Source organism: uncultured Campylobacter sp. (assembly GCF_937981295.1).
GTDB lineage: Bacteria > Campylobacterota > Campylobacteria > Campylobacterales > Campylobacteraceae > Campylobacter_B.
This window is the reverse complement of the sequence record NZ_CALJPC010000020.1, coordinates 1-13,966: the sequence shown is the minus strand read 5'-3', so window position 1 is coordinate 13,966 and position 13,966 is coordinate 1. Positions and strand designations below refer to the sequence as shown.

Here is a 13,966-nt window from a genome sequence, read left to right as displayed (position 1 = left end):
CGAAATTCCGCAGTATGCAAGCTTGCCGCAACGAAATTTAAAAATTTTAAATTTAGCTATTTAATTCCTGCTTTACATCGATTTATGTATACTTCGGGATAAATTTTAAAAGGCTTATTATGCAAGATCTCGTATCTCAGGCAAGAAAAGAGGGGATGATCAGCACCGGCATTGATCTATTTTTAGCGGCGGTGCCTGCGACTTTAGTTGCGCTAGATATTGCTAAGAACGATATGCTAGGGCTTAGCACCAACAAGACGGCTACCTATATCACTGGCGGAATTATTTTTGCTCTTTTGTGTGTTTCGGTATTTTTCAGGCTAAGAGCGCTCCGCAAAATTTCAATGCTTAGCGGCATAAAAGCGGCAGCACTTTACCGCAACTGCATAATTGTCTGCATCTGTGTCATTGCCATAACAAGCATCTTTTTATCGATTCCTTTATCGATCTCACACAAGCATTTGGCAATGATATTGTACATTTTGATAACGTTTGCGGGCGCAATCTATATAATCGTAGCGTGGTTTTGCATAAATTTTGCTCTAGCGCGCATAAGCGGCGTGGGGATCTTTGAGACGTATGTGTGGTTCTGTGTCATCCTTTTTTCGTTAAATGCACTATACCATTTGATATTCCCCATGACCCTCACAATAACTAGCATCGTGCATCTGCTAGCCTGGAGCAAGATAGAAAAGATAAGCGTAAACGTTTAAAATTTCGCAAATATCTTGTCGCGATAGAATTCCGATCTTGTCGGTTTAATTTATATTTTATGCTTGTTTATATATACTTCGGGTCAAATTTTTAAAAAGGGTTTATATATGCAATTCATTGTATCTCAGGCAAGAAAAGAGGGGATGATCAGCACCGGCATTGATCTGTTTTTGGCGGCGCTACCCGCGGTTTTTATCGTAGTAGGCTATGTCTCTTTCAGCGAGCCATGGCACCTTGACGACGAGATGATAAATTATATCGCTAGCGGAATTTTGATCGCTTTTATTTGTGTTTCGGCATTTTTCAGATTGCAGGCGCTCCGAAAAATTTCAGCGCTTAGCGGCATAAAAGCAGCGACGCTTTATCGTAACTGCATAATAATCTGCGTCTGCTTTTTCACGCTAGCACTCGTGCTTAATCACCTTTATCCGAGGGAGCCTGACGCAGACGGCGGGCAGAGTGATAATCCATTTGCGGCAATATTTGGACTAGCGCTTTTCGTAGGCGTTATTTACATAATCGTCGCATGGTTTCGCATAAATTTCTCTTTGGCGCGCGTAAGCGGCGTGAGTACCTTTCGGACTTATGTGTGGCTTTGTGTGGGACTTTTTGTGCTAAATATACTATGCAATGCAGCGATTATTGCTATAGCTATTTCCTCCGAGCCGCGGACCGAGCAGGTCTCGGCTTTAGCTATTGCTGTCGTAATGCTTAAACTGCTCCTGCCGTTTGCCGCTCTCATAATAACCGGCATCGTGCACCTACTAGCCTGGAGCAAGATAGAAAAGATAAGCGCAGAGGTTTGAAATTTCGCGAACCTCTCGTCACGATGAAATTTCGCTCTTTCCGGTTTGATTAGCGTTTTACACTTTGAGATAAATTTTAAAAAGGCTTATGTATGCAAGATCTCGTATCTCAGGTAAGAAAAGAGGGGTTGATCAGCACCGGAATCGATCTATTTTTAGCCGCGGTGCTCGTGGTTTTTAAGGTGATAGGCCTTGCCCCGGGCGGTATGTTCGTGATCATCAGCGGAATTTTTATCGCTCTTATTTGCTTTTCGGTAATTTATAGGCTAAGAGCGCTCCGCAAAATTTCAATGCTTAGCGGCATAAAAGCGGCGGCGCTTTACCGCAACTGCGTAATTCTCTGCATATGCTTCGTGGCGCTTTTATTATTTTATCCGGCAGGTTGTTACAGAGAAGTAACGATAAAAGAGATGATAGAAGAGACTATATGGAATTTAGCGGTGCCCGCAGCCGCAATCTACATAATCGTAGCGTGGCTTCGCATAAATTTCTCTTTGGCGCGCGTAAGCGGCGTGATGATCTTTCGGATCTACGTGTGGCTCTGCGCCTTCTTTTTTGCGCTAAATTGGCTATGTGGCGCAGGGCCCTTCGGTTTGGCTACCTCCAAGCCGCAAATTGGCGATTCCGATGCAGTTTTAATTATCGCGTCATTGAAGGAATTTTTGCCGTTTGTCGCTCTTGTGATAACTAGCATCGTGCATCTGCTAGCCTGGAGCAAGATAGAAAAGCTCGCCTAAGCCGAAGCGCTTTCGTTTTGCAGCAACCGCGCGCTTTTGCAAGTCTAAACCGCAACGTCCAAGCCGCGCTATCCGGCGCAGCATCGCCGCACGCAGCAAAGCCGCAAGATAGCGCGTAAATTTAGAAAATTCAAAGGATAAAAATGAAAGAAATTTCAAAGCAAGATCTGCTTCGCAAGGCGAAATTCCGCGGAGTTTTAGGTGCCGTGATTTTGCTAGGCATCGGCATAAGCGGCACGGTGGGCGTAAGCAGCATAGACGAGGACGCGGTCGCGATTTTTGGAGTTTTAGCGCTGCTAGCGGCGCTAGCGATATTTTACGACTGCTTCGTTTGCCTAGAAAAGGCACTAGGCGTGCGCTTCGTTAAGACCTATAGGCTGATAGAAAGTATCCCGATCGTCGCGATTTTGTGCTACTGCGCCATGGTAGTAGCGCTAAAAGAGGGCGCGATGCTAGGTCTACTCTACACCCTGCTCTACGTCCTTTCGACGTGCGCAGCGGTGATAATCTGGGGCGTATTAAACTGCCGCCTAGCCACACTTAGCGGCGTGGATTTATTTAGAATCTACGGCATAGTGGTGTCCGTGACGTGGCCCTGCGAAGCGGTATCGGGCGCGCTAGCTAAAATAGGCGTAATCCTCGCGCTGCCGTATCTAATCGCAGCGTCGCTGGTAACAGCGTTTTCTGGGATTTTGCTAATCATAGCGTGGATAAAATTCAACCCCGCAAGGTTATGCGGCGCGGAAAATTCTAGCGAGCTTGACGGCGCCAAGCTAGGCGCGGACGGCGAAAAACCGAGCATTTACAGTAAACTCGCCGCTTTTAAGAAATCGGACGCGGACGATGCGAAAAAGCCTGCTTCCAAGGCGAGCGCAGATGATACGACCGCCGCAAGACGCCCGGGCAACCCCGGATTTAAATTCTAACTCTACTCGCAAGATGGAATTTCGCAAAATTTTTAAAATTTAAGGCGCGGAATTTTATCGCGACGCGCGGCGCATCGAGCGGAAACACGGAATTTTGATTTATTTTTTATCCGCTACGAACGCGCAAAATTTAGGGCAAAATTCCAAGCCTAAATTCCGCGATCAATTTAAAATTTTAAGCAGAGGTTCAATCCAAAAATTCCGACGAAGTAGAATCCAAGCCGAAATTCCAGCCGAAATTCTAAACTAAAATTCCGATCTAAATCCCTAATCCAGCTTATTTCTAAAAAGCGACGCCGCAAAGCTCAACGTACCAAGCCCGATCAGCAGCAGCGGCACGATGAGATGCCACAGCTCGCCGAGACTCGCCCCCTCCAGATAGATCCGCCACATGCAGTTGTTGGCATAATACATCGGATCTAGGTGCGCGATGTAGTAAAACCACCGTGGCATCGCGTCCGCAGGCGTTATCAGCCCGCTTATCATAATGCACGGCAGCAGGAACAAAAACGAGCTCACGACCGATTGTAGCGAGGTTTTGCAGACGGTCGAGATCACGAGGCCGATGCCTACGTTGCATGCGCTAAAGATCGCGATGATCGCAAAAAGGTGCGCAAAGCGCCCTCGAAACGGAATTTCGAAGTAAAATACGCAGATCAAAAACAGCGCGAGCCCCTGCGCGATCGCGATCAGCACGGGCGGCACGGCCTTGCCGATCAGCATCTCAAGCGGGTTCGCGGGCGTCATCAGCATCATATCAAAGCTCCCCTCCTCGCGCTCGCGAGAGACGCTAAACGCCGATAGCATCAGCACCTGAATCATCGAAAGCCCCAAAATCATACCCGTCATGATCGTGTAGCGCGTGATCGTGTTTTCGTTAAAAACATAGCGAGGATTTATGCTGATTAAATTAATAAAATGCTGCGCGTTATATTCCCCTGCGATAGCCTGCACGAAGCCGATTACGGTGTTTGCGGAGGTCGTATTGCGCGAATCCGCGATGATCAAAAGCTCGTGCGTGCTTGCAAAATCGCTGCCGAAATAGATCCCGATGATCGCCTCGCCCTCGCTTACCGCGCGGCGCAGGCAGGCTAGGTCTTTGCAGCCAAGTTCGGTCTTAAACATCGGCGTAGCGGCGATCTGCTGTACCAGCGCGGTGGACGTCGCATCGCGAGCATCGTCCAAAATCGCGTAGCGCACCTGCTCAGGGGTGAAATTCGCGCCGTAGCCGAATATGATCGCCTGCACCAGCACCGGCACGATCAGCACCATGCGCGTGCCCTTGTCGCGAAACATCGCCAAAAATTCCTTTTTTATCAGCGCGCGAATTCGAAGCAGTGATTTTCGCAGAGCGTTCATCGCGCGCTCCTTTTAAATTTAGCGGCAGCTCTAAATTTAACGCCATTTTCAAATTTAACGGCGCGGGCGGGCGGAACGGAATTTAAAGCGAAATTTAAACGCACCGCGGACGCCGATTTAAATTTACGCAGTGTGGATTTAGATTTGCGCGGCGCGAGTTTGAATTTGCGCCGCGCGAGCGTAAATTTTAAAATTTCAGATCTATTGCGCGGCACCTCTGACGCAAATTTCAAAAGCGCAAGTTTAAATTTACGCGGCGGCAAGTAGATGAAATTTAAAAGCGCGCCCATGAGGTCAAATTTGCTAAGCTTTTCTGCGCGCCCTACTTCGTAGCCGTGCCGTGCAGCTGCGCTACGAAGTCGCGCTATGCGGCGGCGCACAAAATTCGAATATCCGCCCGCATGATTAAACTTAACCGCGCGCCGTTTTTCTGTCGCGTCGTGCGTATGCTGCGAAGTAAGCCGCGCCGCACGCCCTGCTTCGGCTTTATCTGTGCGCGGCAAAGTACGACGCGAAGCACGCGGCGGCTCGCAAATAAGCTTTAAAATTTCAAACTCACGTTGCGATATAAAATTTTGCGCTGTGTCCGCAAAAAGCGCTGAAGCGCGCGTAAATTTTAAAATTCCAAACCGATTGCGTGGCACGGACGTAAATTTTAAATTTCTAAATCCATTGCGCGACGGCGCTGGCATAAAATTTAAAAACTCCGCCGCCGTCCGCAAGCCAAAGCGTCGCGCGCCAAGAAATTTTAAAATTTCAAATCTACGCTCCACTGCCTGCAAGCCAAAGCTCCTCGCGTCTAGAAATTCTAAAAATTTCATCGTGCGCCCCTTTTTACGCTAAGCACGCACAAGCTGAAAAACAAAACCGCTCCGAGCGCCTGAATGGCGAGGTTTACCCACAGCGTCGCGCTCTGTCCGCCCGAGAGGAAGCAGATGCGAAAGGACTCGACCGCGTATGTGGGCGGCAGCAGGTGCCCGATGAAGTTGACCGCCGCGGGCAGTCCGCGCAGATCGAATATCATACCGCTAAGTAGCGTCACGGGTAGATAGCCGATGACGATGGCGTATTCCTGCGCTAGGAATTGATTTTTGCAGATCGCCGAGATCAGCATGCCTAGGCAGGTCATCTCCAGCACGAAGACGCAAAGCGTCGCCAGCAGCATCGCCACGCTGCCGCGGATCGGGATGCCCAAAAGCACCTGCCCGTAAACGAGCGTCATCGCGCCGCCCAAAAGCGCTAGGAAATAATACGCGCCGACCTTGGCAGTGACGATCTCAAGCGCGCTTGCGTTGGAGTTGTAAAGCGAGGCGATCGTGCCGCGGTCCCATTCGCGCGAGATCACGACTGCGACCATAAATAGGCAGATGAGCCCCAAAATCCCCACGTACTCGGCAGATACGAGATACCACGTCGATTCGTTGGCTTCGTTGAACCAGCTGCGATAATTCACGCTGACGGGCCTTGCCGCAGCGTTTAAATTTGCGTTTAAAAAGCCGTAATCTTGCGCCAAAACCTGCTCGATCACGCCTGCAACGTAAACGTAGCTAAGAAGCGCGAGCTGCGACTGGGTGGCGTTTTGGATAAGAAAAATTTCGGCGCCGTTTTTGTCTGAGTTGCTCGAGCCACCGCCTGCACCATACGCGCCGCCGCCGTTATTTGTACTACCGCCCGCGCCGCTAGCGGAATGGCTTGCATTGACGCTGCCGCTCGTATTTTGGAGATCGTCCACACCGCCGATGAGACCTGTATTCGTATCGCCTGCGCCGCCGATTAAATTTACGCTGCCTTGATTTGCGCCTATGTCGCCTGCGCTGCTACTAGAATTTGCAGTCGCGCCTATACTACCGCCGCTAGAATTTGCGGTCGCGCCGCTTGAATTTACTCCGCTGCCGCCCGCTTCCGAGCCGTTGCCGTATGAACCCTCGCCGCTTGCACTAGAACCGCCCGTGGAGATGTTTATGCCACTCTCCGTGCTAGCGCCCGCGCTGTCGTCCTCAAGCGGACGGAAATTTTCGGCGCTGCTCACGTTTTGGATATCGCTTGCGCCGTCCATGGAGAGGCTTTCGTCGCTAAAGATATTTAAATTTACGCCGCCGCCCGCGCCGCCGAGTCCGCCCAAAGTGCTTTGAAATTTCGCCGCAAAGCACGGATCAAAATACAAAATACTCTCGATCTCGTGCGCCTTAAAATCTCTCCTCGCGCTCTCTAAGTCCGTGTAAACGCGGGTTTGCAGGTATTTTGAGCCCAAAAATCCACCGAGCAGATCGCGCTCGATTTTGGAGCCCAGATCGCTTACGAAGCCCACCTTGACGGGCTTTATGTCCATCCGCATCGCGTATCCGTAGATCACGACCAAAATTAGCGGCATCAAAAACGCGATCACGAGCGCCGATCGGTCTTTTGCGATCTGCGCAAACTCCTTTTTTACGAGGATTTTTAAAAAGGTAAAGTTCATTCGCCCTGCCCCTGTGCTCGGATTTTGCGGCACTGCACTGCGCGCGACGAGCCCTTAAATTTTGATCGCGCAAATTCGGCTGCCGCATTTTGAAATTTTAGCCGTAGGATCGCATTCGGCACGCCCCCAAATTTTAATCGCAAAAGTGCGGCAACCGAGATTTGAAATTTTAACGGCGCAGACGGACTGCCCGCGCCCATTTCGCTCATCGCGCTTTGAAATTTATGGCGCAGATGAAGCGGGCTCGCTTTGACGCAGAGCTCGCGCAGTACCCGTCTACAAAATTCGCGCCGTGTACCGCCGCGCGACATTCGGTTCAAAACCTTGGCACCGCGCAAAATTTTACGATCGTTTAAAATTCCTACACCCTTTAAAATTTCGCAACCTTTCAAAATTTTATTATCGATCCAAAATTTGCCGCCGTTTAAGATTCCGCCGCTTAGAATTTCACCGACATTCAAAGCCCGGTCGCTCAAAATCCCGCCGCCGTTTAAAATTTCATCGCCCCGCAAGGCCCTTGCGCTACTTGGAATTTTATCGCGCGGGCACGCTGGTTTTCGCCCGGCTCGCATAAAATTCGGATCAAAAATCCTCGCCGCTCGCGCAAAATTCAGATCAAAAGCCCTCATCGCCCGCCTCGCTTCTAAATTTTTGCACCTCGTTTATGAAGGCCTGCTGCACGCTAAGCCGCCGCCCGTCCTGCACGCAGACCTCGTCGGGACTGCCTAGCGCCAGGATTTTGCCGCGATCTTGGATCAAAAACCGATCGCAATACTCCGCCTCCTCCATAAAATGCGTCGTCACGACCACGCTCACGCTGGTGCGCGCCAGCGCATTTATGCGGTTCCAAAAGAGCCTGCGCGAGAGCGGATCGGCGCCACTGGTGGCCTCGTCGAGAAACAAAATCTCGGGGCGATGGATGAGCGCGCACGCCATGCTGAGGTTGCGCCCCGCGCCAAAGGGCAGGTTCTGCCACGTCTCGTTTCGCAGCCGCTGCAAGCCAAACTCGCTCAAAAGCTCCTCTATGCGCCGTTTCAGTGCCACGCCGCCGATACCGTAGCTGCGGCCGAAATACTCTAAATTTTGATAGCAGCTTAGCTTTTTATAAAGCGAAAATTTCTGTGAGACATAGCCGATGCGCGATCTGATCGATGATTTAGCGTGGCGCAGATCCTCACCCATGACCGAGATCTCGCCTCCGCTCATCCCCAAAAGCGCGCAGATCATACGAAAGGTCGTCGTTTTGCCCGCGCCGTTTGGACCCAGAAGACCGAAAATCTCGCCCTTTTTGACCTCGAAACTCGTATTTTCCACGGCGGTGAATGAGCCGAATTTTTTACTCACGTCGCGCACTTTGATGACGGTTTGAGTCGCATCGAAGCTCTTTTTTTCGTAGCCGAAGTTTGCCGCGCCGATCTCTGCTTTATTTAAAAAAATATACGCATCCTCCAGGCTCGCCTCGCGCGGGCTCAGTTTAAATTTAGCGCTTCCGTTTTCGTTAAATTTAACGTCCTCGTTTTCGTTTGAAATTTTAAAATTTTCGCCGCGCCCGTTTTCGGGATCCGTGCCTTTGTCGCGCCCGTTTTCGCGCTCTGTATTTTCATCATCACCCTCTAGGCTTGCGTTTAAAAACCTCTGCAGATCGCGCAGGCTTATCGGCTCCTCGCTTAGCAGATCGACGCTGCCGTCTCTGGGGCAGATGTCGATGAGCGGGGAGTTTTTTAAAAATCTTTGCGTCTTAAACATCAAGCGGCGCGCCAGGCTCTGATAATCCTCGCCGTCGATGCGAAAGGTGCGGTCCCGCAGCGCCGCGGTGATCTTCGCAGCGCACTCCTGCGCTATGATCTTGCCGCCGAGCAAAATCAGCGTCAGATCGGCATCCGCCGCCTCGTCGAAATACGCCGTCGAAAATATGCATTTCGCGCCGCTTTGATCCAGATACTCGCGCACGATCGCCCACAGCTCCCTGCGCGAGAGCGGATCGACGCCGACGGTGGGCTCATCGAGCACCAAAAGCCGCGGACGAGCCGCAATCGCGCACGCAACGCCGAGCTTTTGCTTCATCCCGCCGGAGAGCGAATCCACGGCGTAATCTTTAAATTTCAAAAGCCCCACGCGGCGCAAAAGCCCGCGCAGATACTCCTCGCCGTCTTTTAGATCGAGCCCTTTTAGGCCCGCGAAAATGTTTAAATTTTGCCAGACGCTAAGCTCCTCGTAAAGCCCCAGGCTCTGCGACATGTAGCCGTTTGCGCGGACGAATTCTTTATTTTCGCCGCTAGGGGTGAAGCCAGCAAATTTTATCTCGCCGCAATCGGGCGCGATGATGCCGCAGATGAGCTTTAAAAGCGTGGATTTGCCCGCGCCGTCGGGGCCCGTGAGGCTGATGAGCCGCGGCGCATCGCCAATTCGCAGATCGAAATTTTCAAAAACGACGTTTTTGCTGCGATCCTCTCGCAGGTAAAATTTCTTTAAATTTACGATATTTAGTAGATCCAAGCCTAGCTCCAAATTTTATTTACTCGCTCCGTCGCTTGGCGCGACGAACGAGACCTACGCACGCCTAAAAGGCGCTCTTTGTCGCGACGCCTTGCTTCTGTAGCCGCCGAGACATCGTGGTTTTGCGGCAGCTACGGCGTCTTAGTTTTGTGACAGCCGCGGCATCTCGGTTCTACAACCGCCGCGCGCTTTAAATTTCGCGTCGCACGACGCACGCTTTAAATTTTGCGACGCACGCCGAAAACCATCCGCGCATAAAACGTCGCGATCCTAAACATCGAGCGCTCCGTGAATATCCGCGATAAACTCGCTTCAAAACGAAAGCGAATTTTCAAACACCTGGCGAGCTGTGAGCGCCGAGCTCTATCTGCGTCGCGCCTCTCGCGATGAAATTTTACCGCCGCCGCGCCTTTTGGCGAAATTTTATACCTAGTTTCGGCTTTCTTTACATAGTGCCGACTCAGCTACCGCGCCTTTGAGGTAAAATTTCACCGCCGTCCGCAACCTGTATTTAATCGCGCCGCTTGTTTCGTAGCAAAATTTTACTGCCGTCCATGCTCGGTACTCAATCGCCGTTCGTTTATCGCAAAACGCCCGCTAGAAATAAAGTCCGTTGCCGCTCTACTGCCCTGCTTTTACCTCGCCGCTGAGCAGCAAATTTTAAAATTTAATCCGCACTGTTTTGCGCCAAATCTTTCGGCAAAATTTTACTCGCTACGTTGCAGAATTCCGATCTTTTATTTAAAGCTGTACTGGCTCGCGCAAAACTCATGCGATAAATTTTGCGTCACCTTTCGCCTTTGTACGGTCCAATTTCTAAACATGCAGCATTTTATCACCGTCTGCGCCTAGACGATATATTTTAGGTGCGATAAAAATTCATCGCCCTACTCTGCCGAACAGGCACCGTTAAAATTTTACCTCGAAGCGCGCTTTTAAAATTTTATCAAACTCACGCCGTATGTCTCGCTCGCCGGGTGCCGCGTAAAATTTGCCGAGCGGGCAGCTTTGCTATCCAATTTTGCCCGCAGTCTCCAAAGTGCCGCCCACGCGCTAAAATTTCACTCGTGCATTAAAATTTCGCGCGCAGTGCTCGCCCGTCAAAATTCCACGCTGATCGGCTGGCCTAGGCGAAATCTGCCGTCCTCGTCGCTGAAATCGGCGCGCGCCTCCCACACGAGATCTGCGCGCAGCTCCTCGGTCTGAACCGTGCGAGGCGTGTACATCGCGGTTTGGCTCACGTAGGCGACCTTTGCGCTTGCGCTAGAGCCGTCCGCGGCGATGATCCGCACGCTCTGTCCGGCACGCAGGAAGCGGAGCTGATTTTCGCTTAGATAAAATTTCGCTCGTTTGTTTTTTACTTCGCTAAGCTCAAAAATGCCCACGCTGGGTATACTGATGTCGCCGAGCTCCTTAAGGCGCGCTCTGATCTGCCCGCTAAAGGGCGCTTTTAGCACGCTTTGCGTCTCGATTTGGTAATTCAGATATTTTAGATTTTCCTCGCAGCTTGCCAAATTTGCGCGGGCGGCGCCGACATCCTCGCCGCGGTAGCCGCTTTGAAGCTGGCGTAGATTAGCCTGCGCGCTTTGCAGCTGAGCCTGCGTGCGCTTCATCGAGTAAAACGCCTCGTCGATCTGCTGCTTGGACGCGGAGTTGCTTTTGCCTAGGCTCTTTAGGCGTTCGTTCGTCAAAGTGGCGAGCTGTAGGGCGTTTTGCAGCGCGCTTACGTTCGCCGCTGCCATCTCGATCTCCTCGCTACGAAAGCCGCTTTGCAACTTTTGCAAGCTAAATTTAAGCCCGTCGCACCTCGCGATCTGAACCTGCCTTTGAAAGCTCAAATCCGCCGTATCCAGAGCCGCCAAGACGTCGTCAGCCTGCACGAAATCGCCCTCGTCGCGATAAAGTGCGCTAATGCGGCCGCTACGCTCGAAGCTAAGCGAACTCTGCCTGATATCGATGATGCCGTAGGCCTTGTGCGCGACCTCCTCGCGCCTATCGAGATTGAAGTAGATCGCCGCGGCGAGGGCGGCCAGCGCAAAAACGACGAAAAATAGAAGCCTTTTCATAGATCGCCTTAAATTTTGATATGCGATTATTATAAAATAACTTTTCTAATGCGGCGCTGATATTTGAAGTTCGGGCGATGATTTTATAAATCGATCGAATTAAATTTGCCGTATTGAATTGGTCGCCGCGCGAGCAGAATTGAAGCTTGGGCGGATTAAAATTTCATCCTATCTGCGCGATTTCAAGCGGTACGGCTTGTAAAATATCGCTACTTTTTGAATTAAAAATTTTAAAATTTTAATGAGGAGGCTCCGCTTTCAAGCGGAGCGTGAAATTTTAACGTGCGGGCGATACATAGGTGCCGCGAGCGTAATTTTGACGCGTAAGTAAAATTTTAATATGAGATTAGAATTTTAATGCGCAGGTGCTACACTGGCGCTGTGGGCGGAAATTATAGTGCATAAACAAAACATCGCAAATTAAATTTTTGCGATGTTTATAGTAATCTACGCGGCAAGTTGGAATTTACGGCTCCCGCTAGCGATAAATTTTACGCGGCATGAGCAGGCGGCGCTTGAATGTGGCGGAAATTCTAACGCTGTGGCGAGTAAAATTTAAGAGGGCTTCGCTTTCAAGCGGAGCGCGGAATTTAATGGCGAAATTTAACGAGCATTGGGCTTTATGGGCCCAATGCTCGCTCGGTCGCGCAAAAGCTGAAATATTTAAAACTCACCTTTAACCGCGACGATCCACTTATCGGCCCTTGCCTGCCAGTGCTCGTCGCCCTTAAAATCGATCGTAAGACCTACGAATTTGCCGTTTATGAAGGCGCGCGAATGTTTAAATTTATATCCCTCTGCACCCCAAGCGCCGATGAGATCAGCCTTTTTAAGCACCGGCAAAAACGCGCTCATACCGCTGCAAAAATCGCTGCCGTGGCGCTCGACGTTACCGACGCCTATGAGCGCGACCTTGCGTCCGTCAAAATCAGTTTTATTCAAAAGCTCCAATTTGTCGTCAAATTTAGCCTGGATCTGTCCGTCGCCGTGCGTCGAAGCCGCAAAAATAAACGCGCTAGCGCCCGCCAAATCCTTCTCATTTAGCTCTTTGGCCTCCTTGATCTCAAAGCCGAGCTTTGAAGCGATGTATTCGCTCACGACCTTCGTATTGCCACCTTTGGTGGCGTAAACTAATAGTTTTTTCATTTTCTCTCCTTAAAAATAAGAATGATTCTAACAAAATAAGATAAATTTTGAGTGAAATAAAAATTTTATAAGGCGTCCAGATACGGCACAATGCCTCGTATCCAGCTAATTTTAAGCGGCAGCGAGCCGGTAAATTTTAACGCCGCCGCTTAACCGCTCGTATAAAAATCCATAGTATAATGCCGCCCGTAGCTCATTATAAAGGAGAAAACATGAAGAATTTTACATTATGTTTGATCGCAGCGATCGCACTTTGCGGCTGCGCGACCCCGCAGGATCGATACGGCGGAGATGTTTATGACACGAGCGAGACGAACCGCATGAGGCAAAGCGATCGGATCGAGATCGTCGATGTCCTGCCCGCCAAAATCAACGTAGAGCGCTCCGAGGGCAATACGGGTAAAATTTTAGGCGGCGTCGCGGGCGGAACTACGGGTGCGGTCATCGGGCATAAGCTCGGCAAACATAGCAGCAGCAGGCGCTTAGCTGAGACCGTGGGGCTAGTAGGCGGCGCGGTAGTGGGCGCGGTCGCCGGAGATGCGATCCAAAACTCCCAAAAGACGGTGCAAGGCTCCAACATCATCTACAAGCTAAACGGCAAGGAATACTCATCCGTGCAAGCCGATCCGCCGTGCAGATTTAGACGCGGTAAGGCTCTGCTGATCCATACGGGCAGCGAAACGCGGGTGCAGCCAAACTCGGGATGTTAACAGAACTCGGTATGTTAAATTTAAAGCCGCCCAAAGCTTGCGGTGAAATTTTAAAATTTCACCGCGATGTTTAAAAATTTAAAAGTGGCGTTTTAAATCCCGAAGCGGCGCGACTTTTGAAAACGGCGCCGCTAAATTTAGCAGGCGATCAAAATTTTAACTCTGCAAAATTTTAAGAGCCCGCTAAAATATTTTAATATATAATCGCCGCCTAAAAACGGAGGGCGCGATGAAAAAATTCTATCTTAAAATTTGGCTACTTGCGTTTATAGCAGCATTTGCGGCGATCCCCGCTGCGGCGGCGGAAGGCTTGGATTATTTATTAAAAACCAAAGAGGAAAAAGATTTAGCGATTGCTTGCGATAGCGGCAACGGAAAATACAGCGCATGCACGAGGTTAGTCGAAATTTTATCCAAGAAGTGTGACAGCGGAGATTACGAAAGCTGCGGATCGCTCGGTATAGCGCTTTTAGACTCCAATAGATATGAGGATGCTGCCTCCGCTTATAAAAAAGCTTGTGAGGCCGGCGTAGTAACCTACTGCTATA

At 50.4% G+C, this 13,966-nt stretch carries 13 protein-coding genes and 1 pseudogene; 7 read left to right on the top strand and 7 right to left on the bottom strand.

The annotated features are described in order from the left end of the window. Nucleotides 1–119 precede the first annotated feature (119 nt). From Q0135_RS02095 to Q0135_RS02075, 5 genes are all read left to right on the top strand, one after another. Nucleotides 120–713, top strand: coding sequence for a hypothetical protein (locus tag Q0135_RS02095; protein WP_297987867.1), 594 nt, complete (start codon nucleotides 120–122; stop codon nucleotides 711–713). A 108-nt stretch (nucleotides 714–821) separates the two neighbouring features. Next, the gene (locus Q0135_RS02090) at nucleotides 822–1,520 is read left to right on the top strand and encodes a hypothetical protein (protein WP_297987865.1); all 699 of its coding nucleotides are present in this window, start codon (nucleotides 822–824) and stop codon (nucleotides 1,518–1,520) included. Between the two features lie 92 nt (nucleotides 1,521–1,612). After that, on the top strand, nucleotides 1,613–2,257 hold the full coding sequence (locus Q0135_RS02085; protein ID WP_297987863.1) for a hypothetical protein: 645 nt from the start codon (nucleotides 1,613–1,615) through the stop codon (nucleotides 2,255–2,257). A gap of 143 nt (nucleotides 2,258–2,400) precedes the next feature. Beyond that, nucleotides 2,401–3,183, top strand: coding sequence for a hypothetical protein (locus Q0135_RS02080; RefSeq protein WP_297987861.1), 783 nt, complete (start codon nucleotides 2,401–2,403; stop codon nucleotides 3,181–3,183). A 94-nt stretch (nucleotides 3,184–3,277) separates the two neighbouring features. Continuing rightward, the gene (locus Q0135_RS02075; protein WP_297987859.1) at nucleotides 3,278–3,433 is read left to right on the top strand and encodes a hypothetical protein; all 156 of its coding nucleotides are present in this window, start codon (nucleotides 3,278–3,280) and stop codon (nucleotides 3,431–3,433) included. Nucleotides 3,434–3,450: 17 nt separating this feature from the next. Here Q0135_RS02075 and Q0135_RS02070 read toward each other — a convergent pair whose 3' ends face one another. The 7 genes from Q0135_RS02070 to Q0135_RS02040 all read right to left on the bottom strand — a co-directional run bounded on the left by Q0135_RS02070 (nucleotide 3,451) and on the right by Q0135_RS02040 (nucleotide 12,708). Beyond that, nucleotides 3,451–4,542: an ABC transporter permease gene (locus tag Q0135_RS02070; protein WP_297987857.1), complete on the bottom strand. Its 1,092-nt coding sequence runs from the start codon at nucleotides 4,540–4,542 to the stop codon at nucleotides 3,451–3,453. Beyond that, nucleotides 4,539–5,363, bottom strand: a complete 825-nt coding sequence (locus Q0135_RS02065; RefSeq protein ID WP_297987855.1) for a hypothetical protein — start codon at nucleotides 5,361–5,363, stop codon at nucleotides 4,539–4,541. Before Q0135_RS02065 ends, Q0135_RS02070 begins: the two co-directional genes overlap by 4 nt. Next, complete coding sequence (locus Q0135_RS02060; protein WP_297987853.1) at nucleotides 5,360–7,000, bottom strand: ABC transporter permease; 1,641 nt, start codon at nucleotides 6,998–7,000, stop codon at nucleotides 5,360–5,362. Before Q0135_RS02060 ends, Q0135_RS02065 begins: the two co-directional genes overlap by 4 nt. Next, nucleotides 6,997–7,629, bottom strand: coding sequence for a hypothetical protein (locus Q0135_RS02055; RefSeq protein WP_297987851.1), 633 nt, complete (start codon nucleotides 7,627–7,629; stop codon nucleotides 6,997–6,999). The genes Q0135_RS02060 and Q0135_RS02055 overlap by 4 nt, the downstream gene beginning before the upstream one ends. Continuing rightward, nucleotides 7,616–9,496 carry an ATP-binding cassette domain-containing protein gene (locus tag Q0135_RS02050; RefSeq protein ID WP_297987849.1) on the bottom strand — a complete coding sequence of 627 codons (1,881 nt, stop codon included), beginning with the start codon at nucleotides 9,494–9,496 and terminating at the stop codon, nucleotides 7,616–7,618. Before Q0135_RS02050 ends, Q0135_RS02055 begins: the two co-directional genes overlap by 14 nt. A 1,100-nt stretch (nucleotides 9,497–10,596) precedes the next feature. Then, nucleotides 10,597–11,562: an HlyD family efflux transporter periplasmic adaptor subunit gene (locus tag Q0135_RS02045; protein WP_297987847.1), complete on the bottom strand. Its 966-nt coding sequence runs from the start codon at nucleotides 11,560–11,562 to the stop codon at nucleotides 10,597–10,599. Between the two features lie 663 nt (nucleotides 11,563–12,225). Then, nucleotides 12,226–12,708, bottom strand: a complete 483-nt coding sequence (locus tag Q0135_RS02040; RefSeq protein ID WP_297987845.1) for a flavodoxin domain-containing protein — start codon at nucleotides 12,706–12,708, stop codon at nucleotides 12,226–12,228. Between the two features lie 212 nt (nucleotides 12,709–12,920). Here Q0135_RS02040 and Q0135_RS02035 point away from each other — a divergent pair, with 212 nt between their 5' ends. Continuing rightward, nucleotides 12,921–13,418, top strand: a complete 498-nt coding sequence (locus Q0135_RS02035; protein WP_297987843.1) for a hypothetical protein — start codon at nucleotides 12,921–12,923, stop codon at nucleotides 13,416–13,418. A 229-nt stretch (nucleotides 13,419–13,647) separates the two neighbouring features. Continuing rightward, nucleotides 13,648–13,966: pseudogene (locus Q0135_RS02030) on the top strand (hypothetical protein); the annotation flags it as partial.

What these genes read in the sequence shown, in the direction of transcription:
- Q0135_RS02035 (WP_297987843.1), top strand. Translation starts at nt 12,921, where the DNA reads ATGAAGAATTTTACATTATGTTTGATCGCAGCGATCGCACTTTGCGGC.
- Q0135_RS02055 (WP_297987851.1), bottom strand. Translation starts at nt 7,629, where the DNA reads ATGAGGGCTTTTGATCTGAATTTTGCGCGAGCGGCGAGGATTTTTGAT.
- Q0135_RS02040 (WP_297987845.1), bottom strand. Translation starts at nt 12,708, where the DNA reads ATGAAAAAACTATTAGTTTACGCCACCAAAGGTGGCAATACGAAGGTC.
- Q0135_RS02060 (WP_297987853.1), bottom strand. Translation starts at nt 7,000, where the DNA reads ATGAACTTTACCTTTTTAAAAATCCTCGTAAAAAAGGAGTTTGCGCAG.
- Q0135_RS02090 (WP_297987865.1), top strand. Translation starts at nt 822, where the DNA reads ATGCAATTCATTGTATCTCAGGCAAGAAAAGAGGGGATGATCAGCACC.
- Q0135_RS02045 (WP_297987847.1), bottom strand. Translation starts at nt 11,562, where the DNA reads ATGAAAAGGCTTCTATTTTTCGTCGTTTTTGCGCTGGCCGCCCTCGCC.
- Q0135_RS02095 (WP_297987867.1), top strand. Translation starts at nt 120, where the DNA reads ATGCAAGATCTCGTATCTCAGGCAAGAAAAGAGGGGATGATCAGCACC.
- Q0135_RS02085 (WP_297987863.1), top strand. Translation starts at nt 1,613, where the DNA reads ATGCAAGATCTCGTATCTCAGGTAAGAAAAGAGGGGTTGATCAGCACC.
- Q0135_RS02065 (WP_297987855.1), bottom strand. Translation starts at nt 5,363, where the DNA reads ATGAAATTTTTAGAATTTCTAGACGCGAGGAGCTTTGGCTTGCAGGCA.
- Q0135_RS02070 (WP_297987857.1), bottom strand. Translation starts at nt 4,542, where the DNA reads ATGAACGCTCTGCGAAAATCACTGCTTCGAATTCGCGCGCTGATAAAA.
- Q0135_RS02080 (WP_297987861.1), top strand. Translation starts at nt 2,401, where the DNA reads ATGAAAGAAATTTCAAAGCAAGATCTGCTTCGCAAGGCGAAATTCCGC.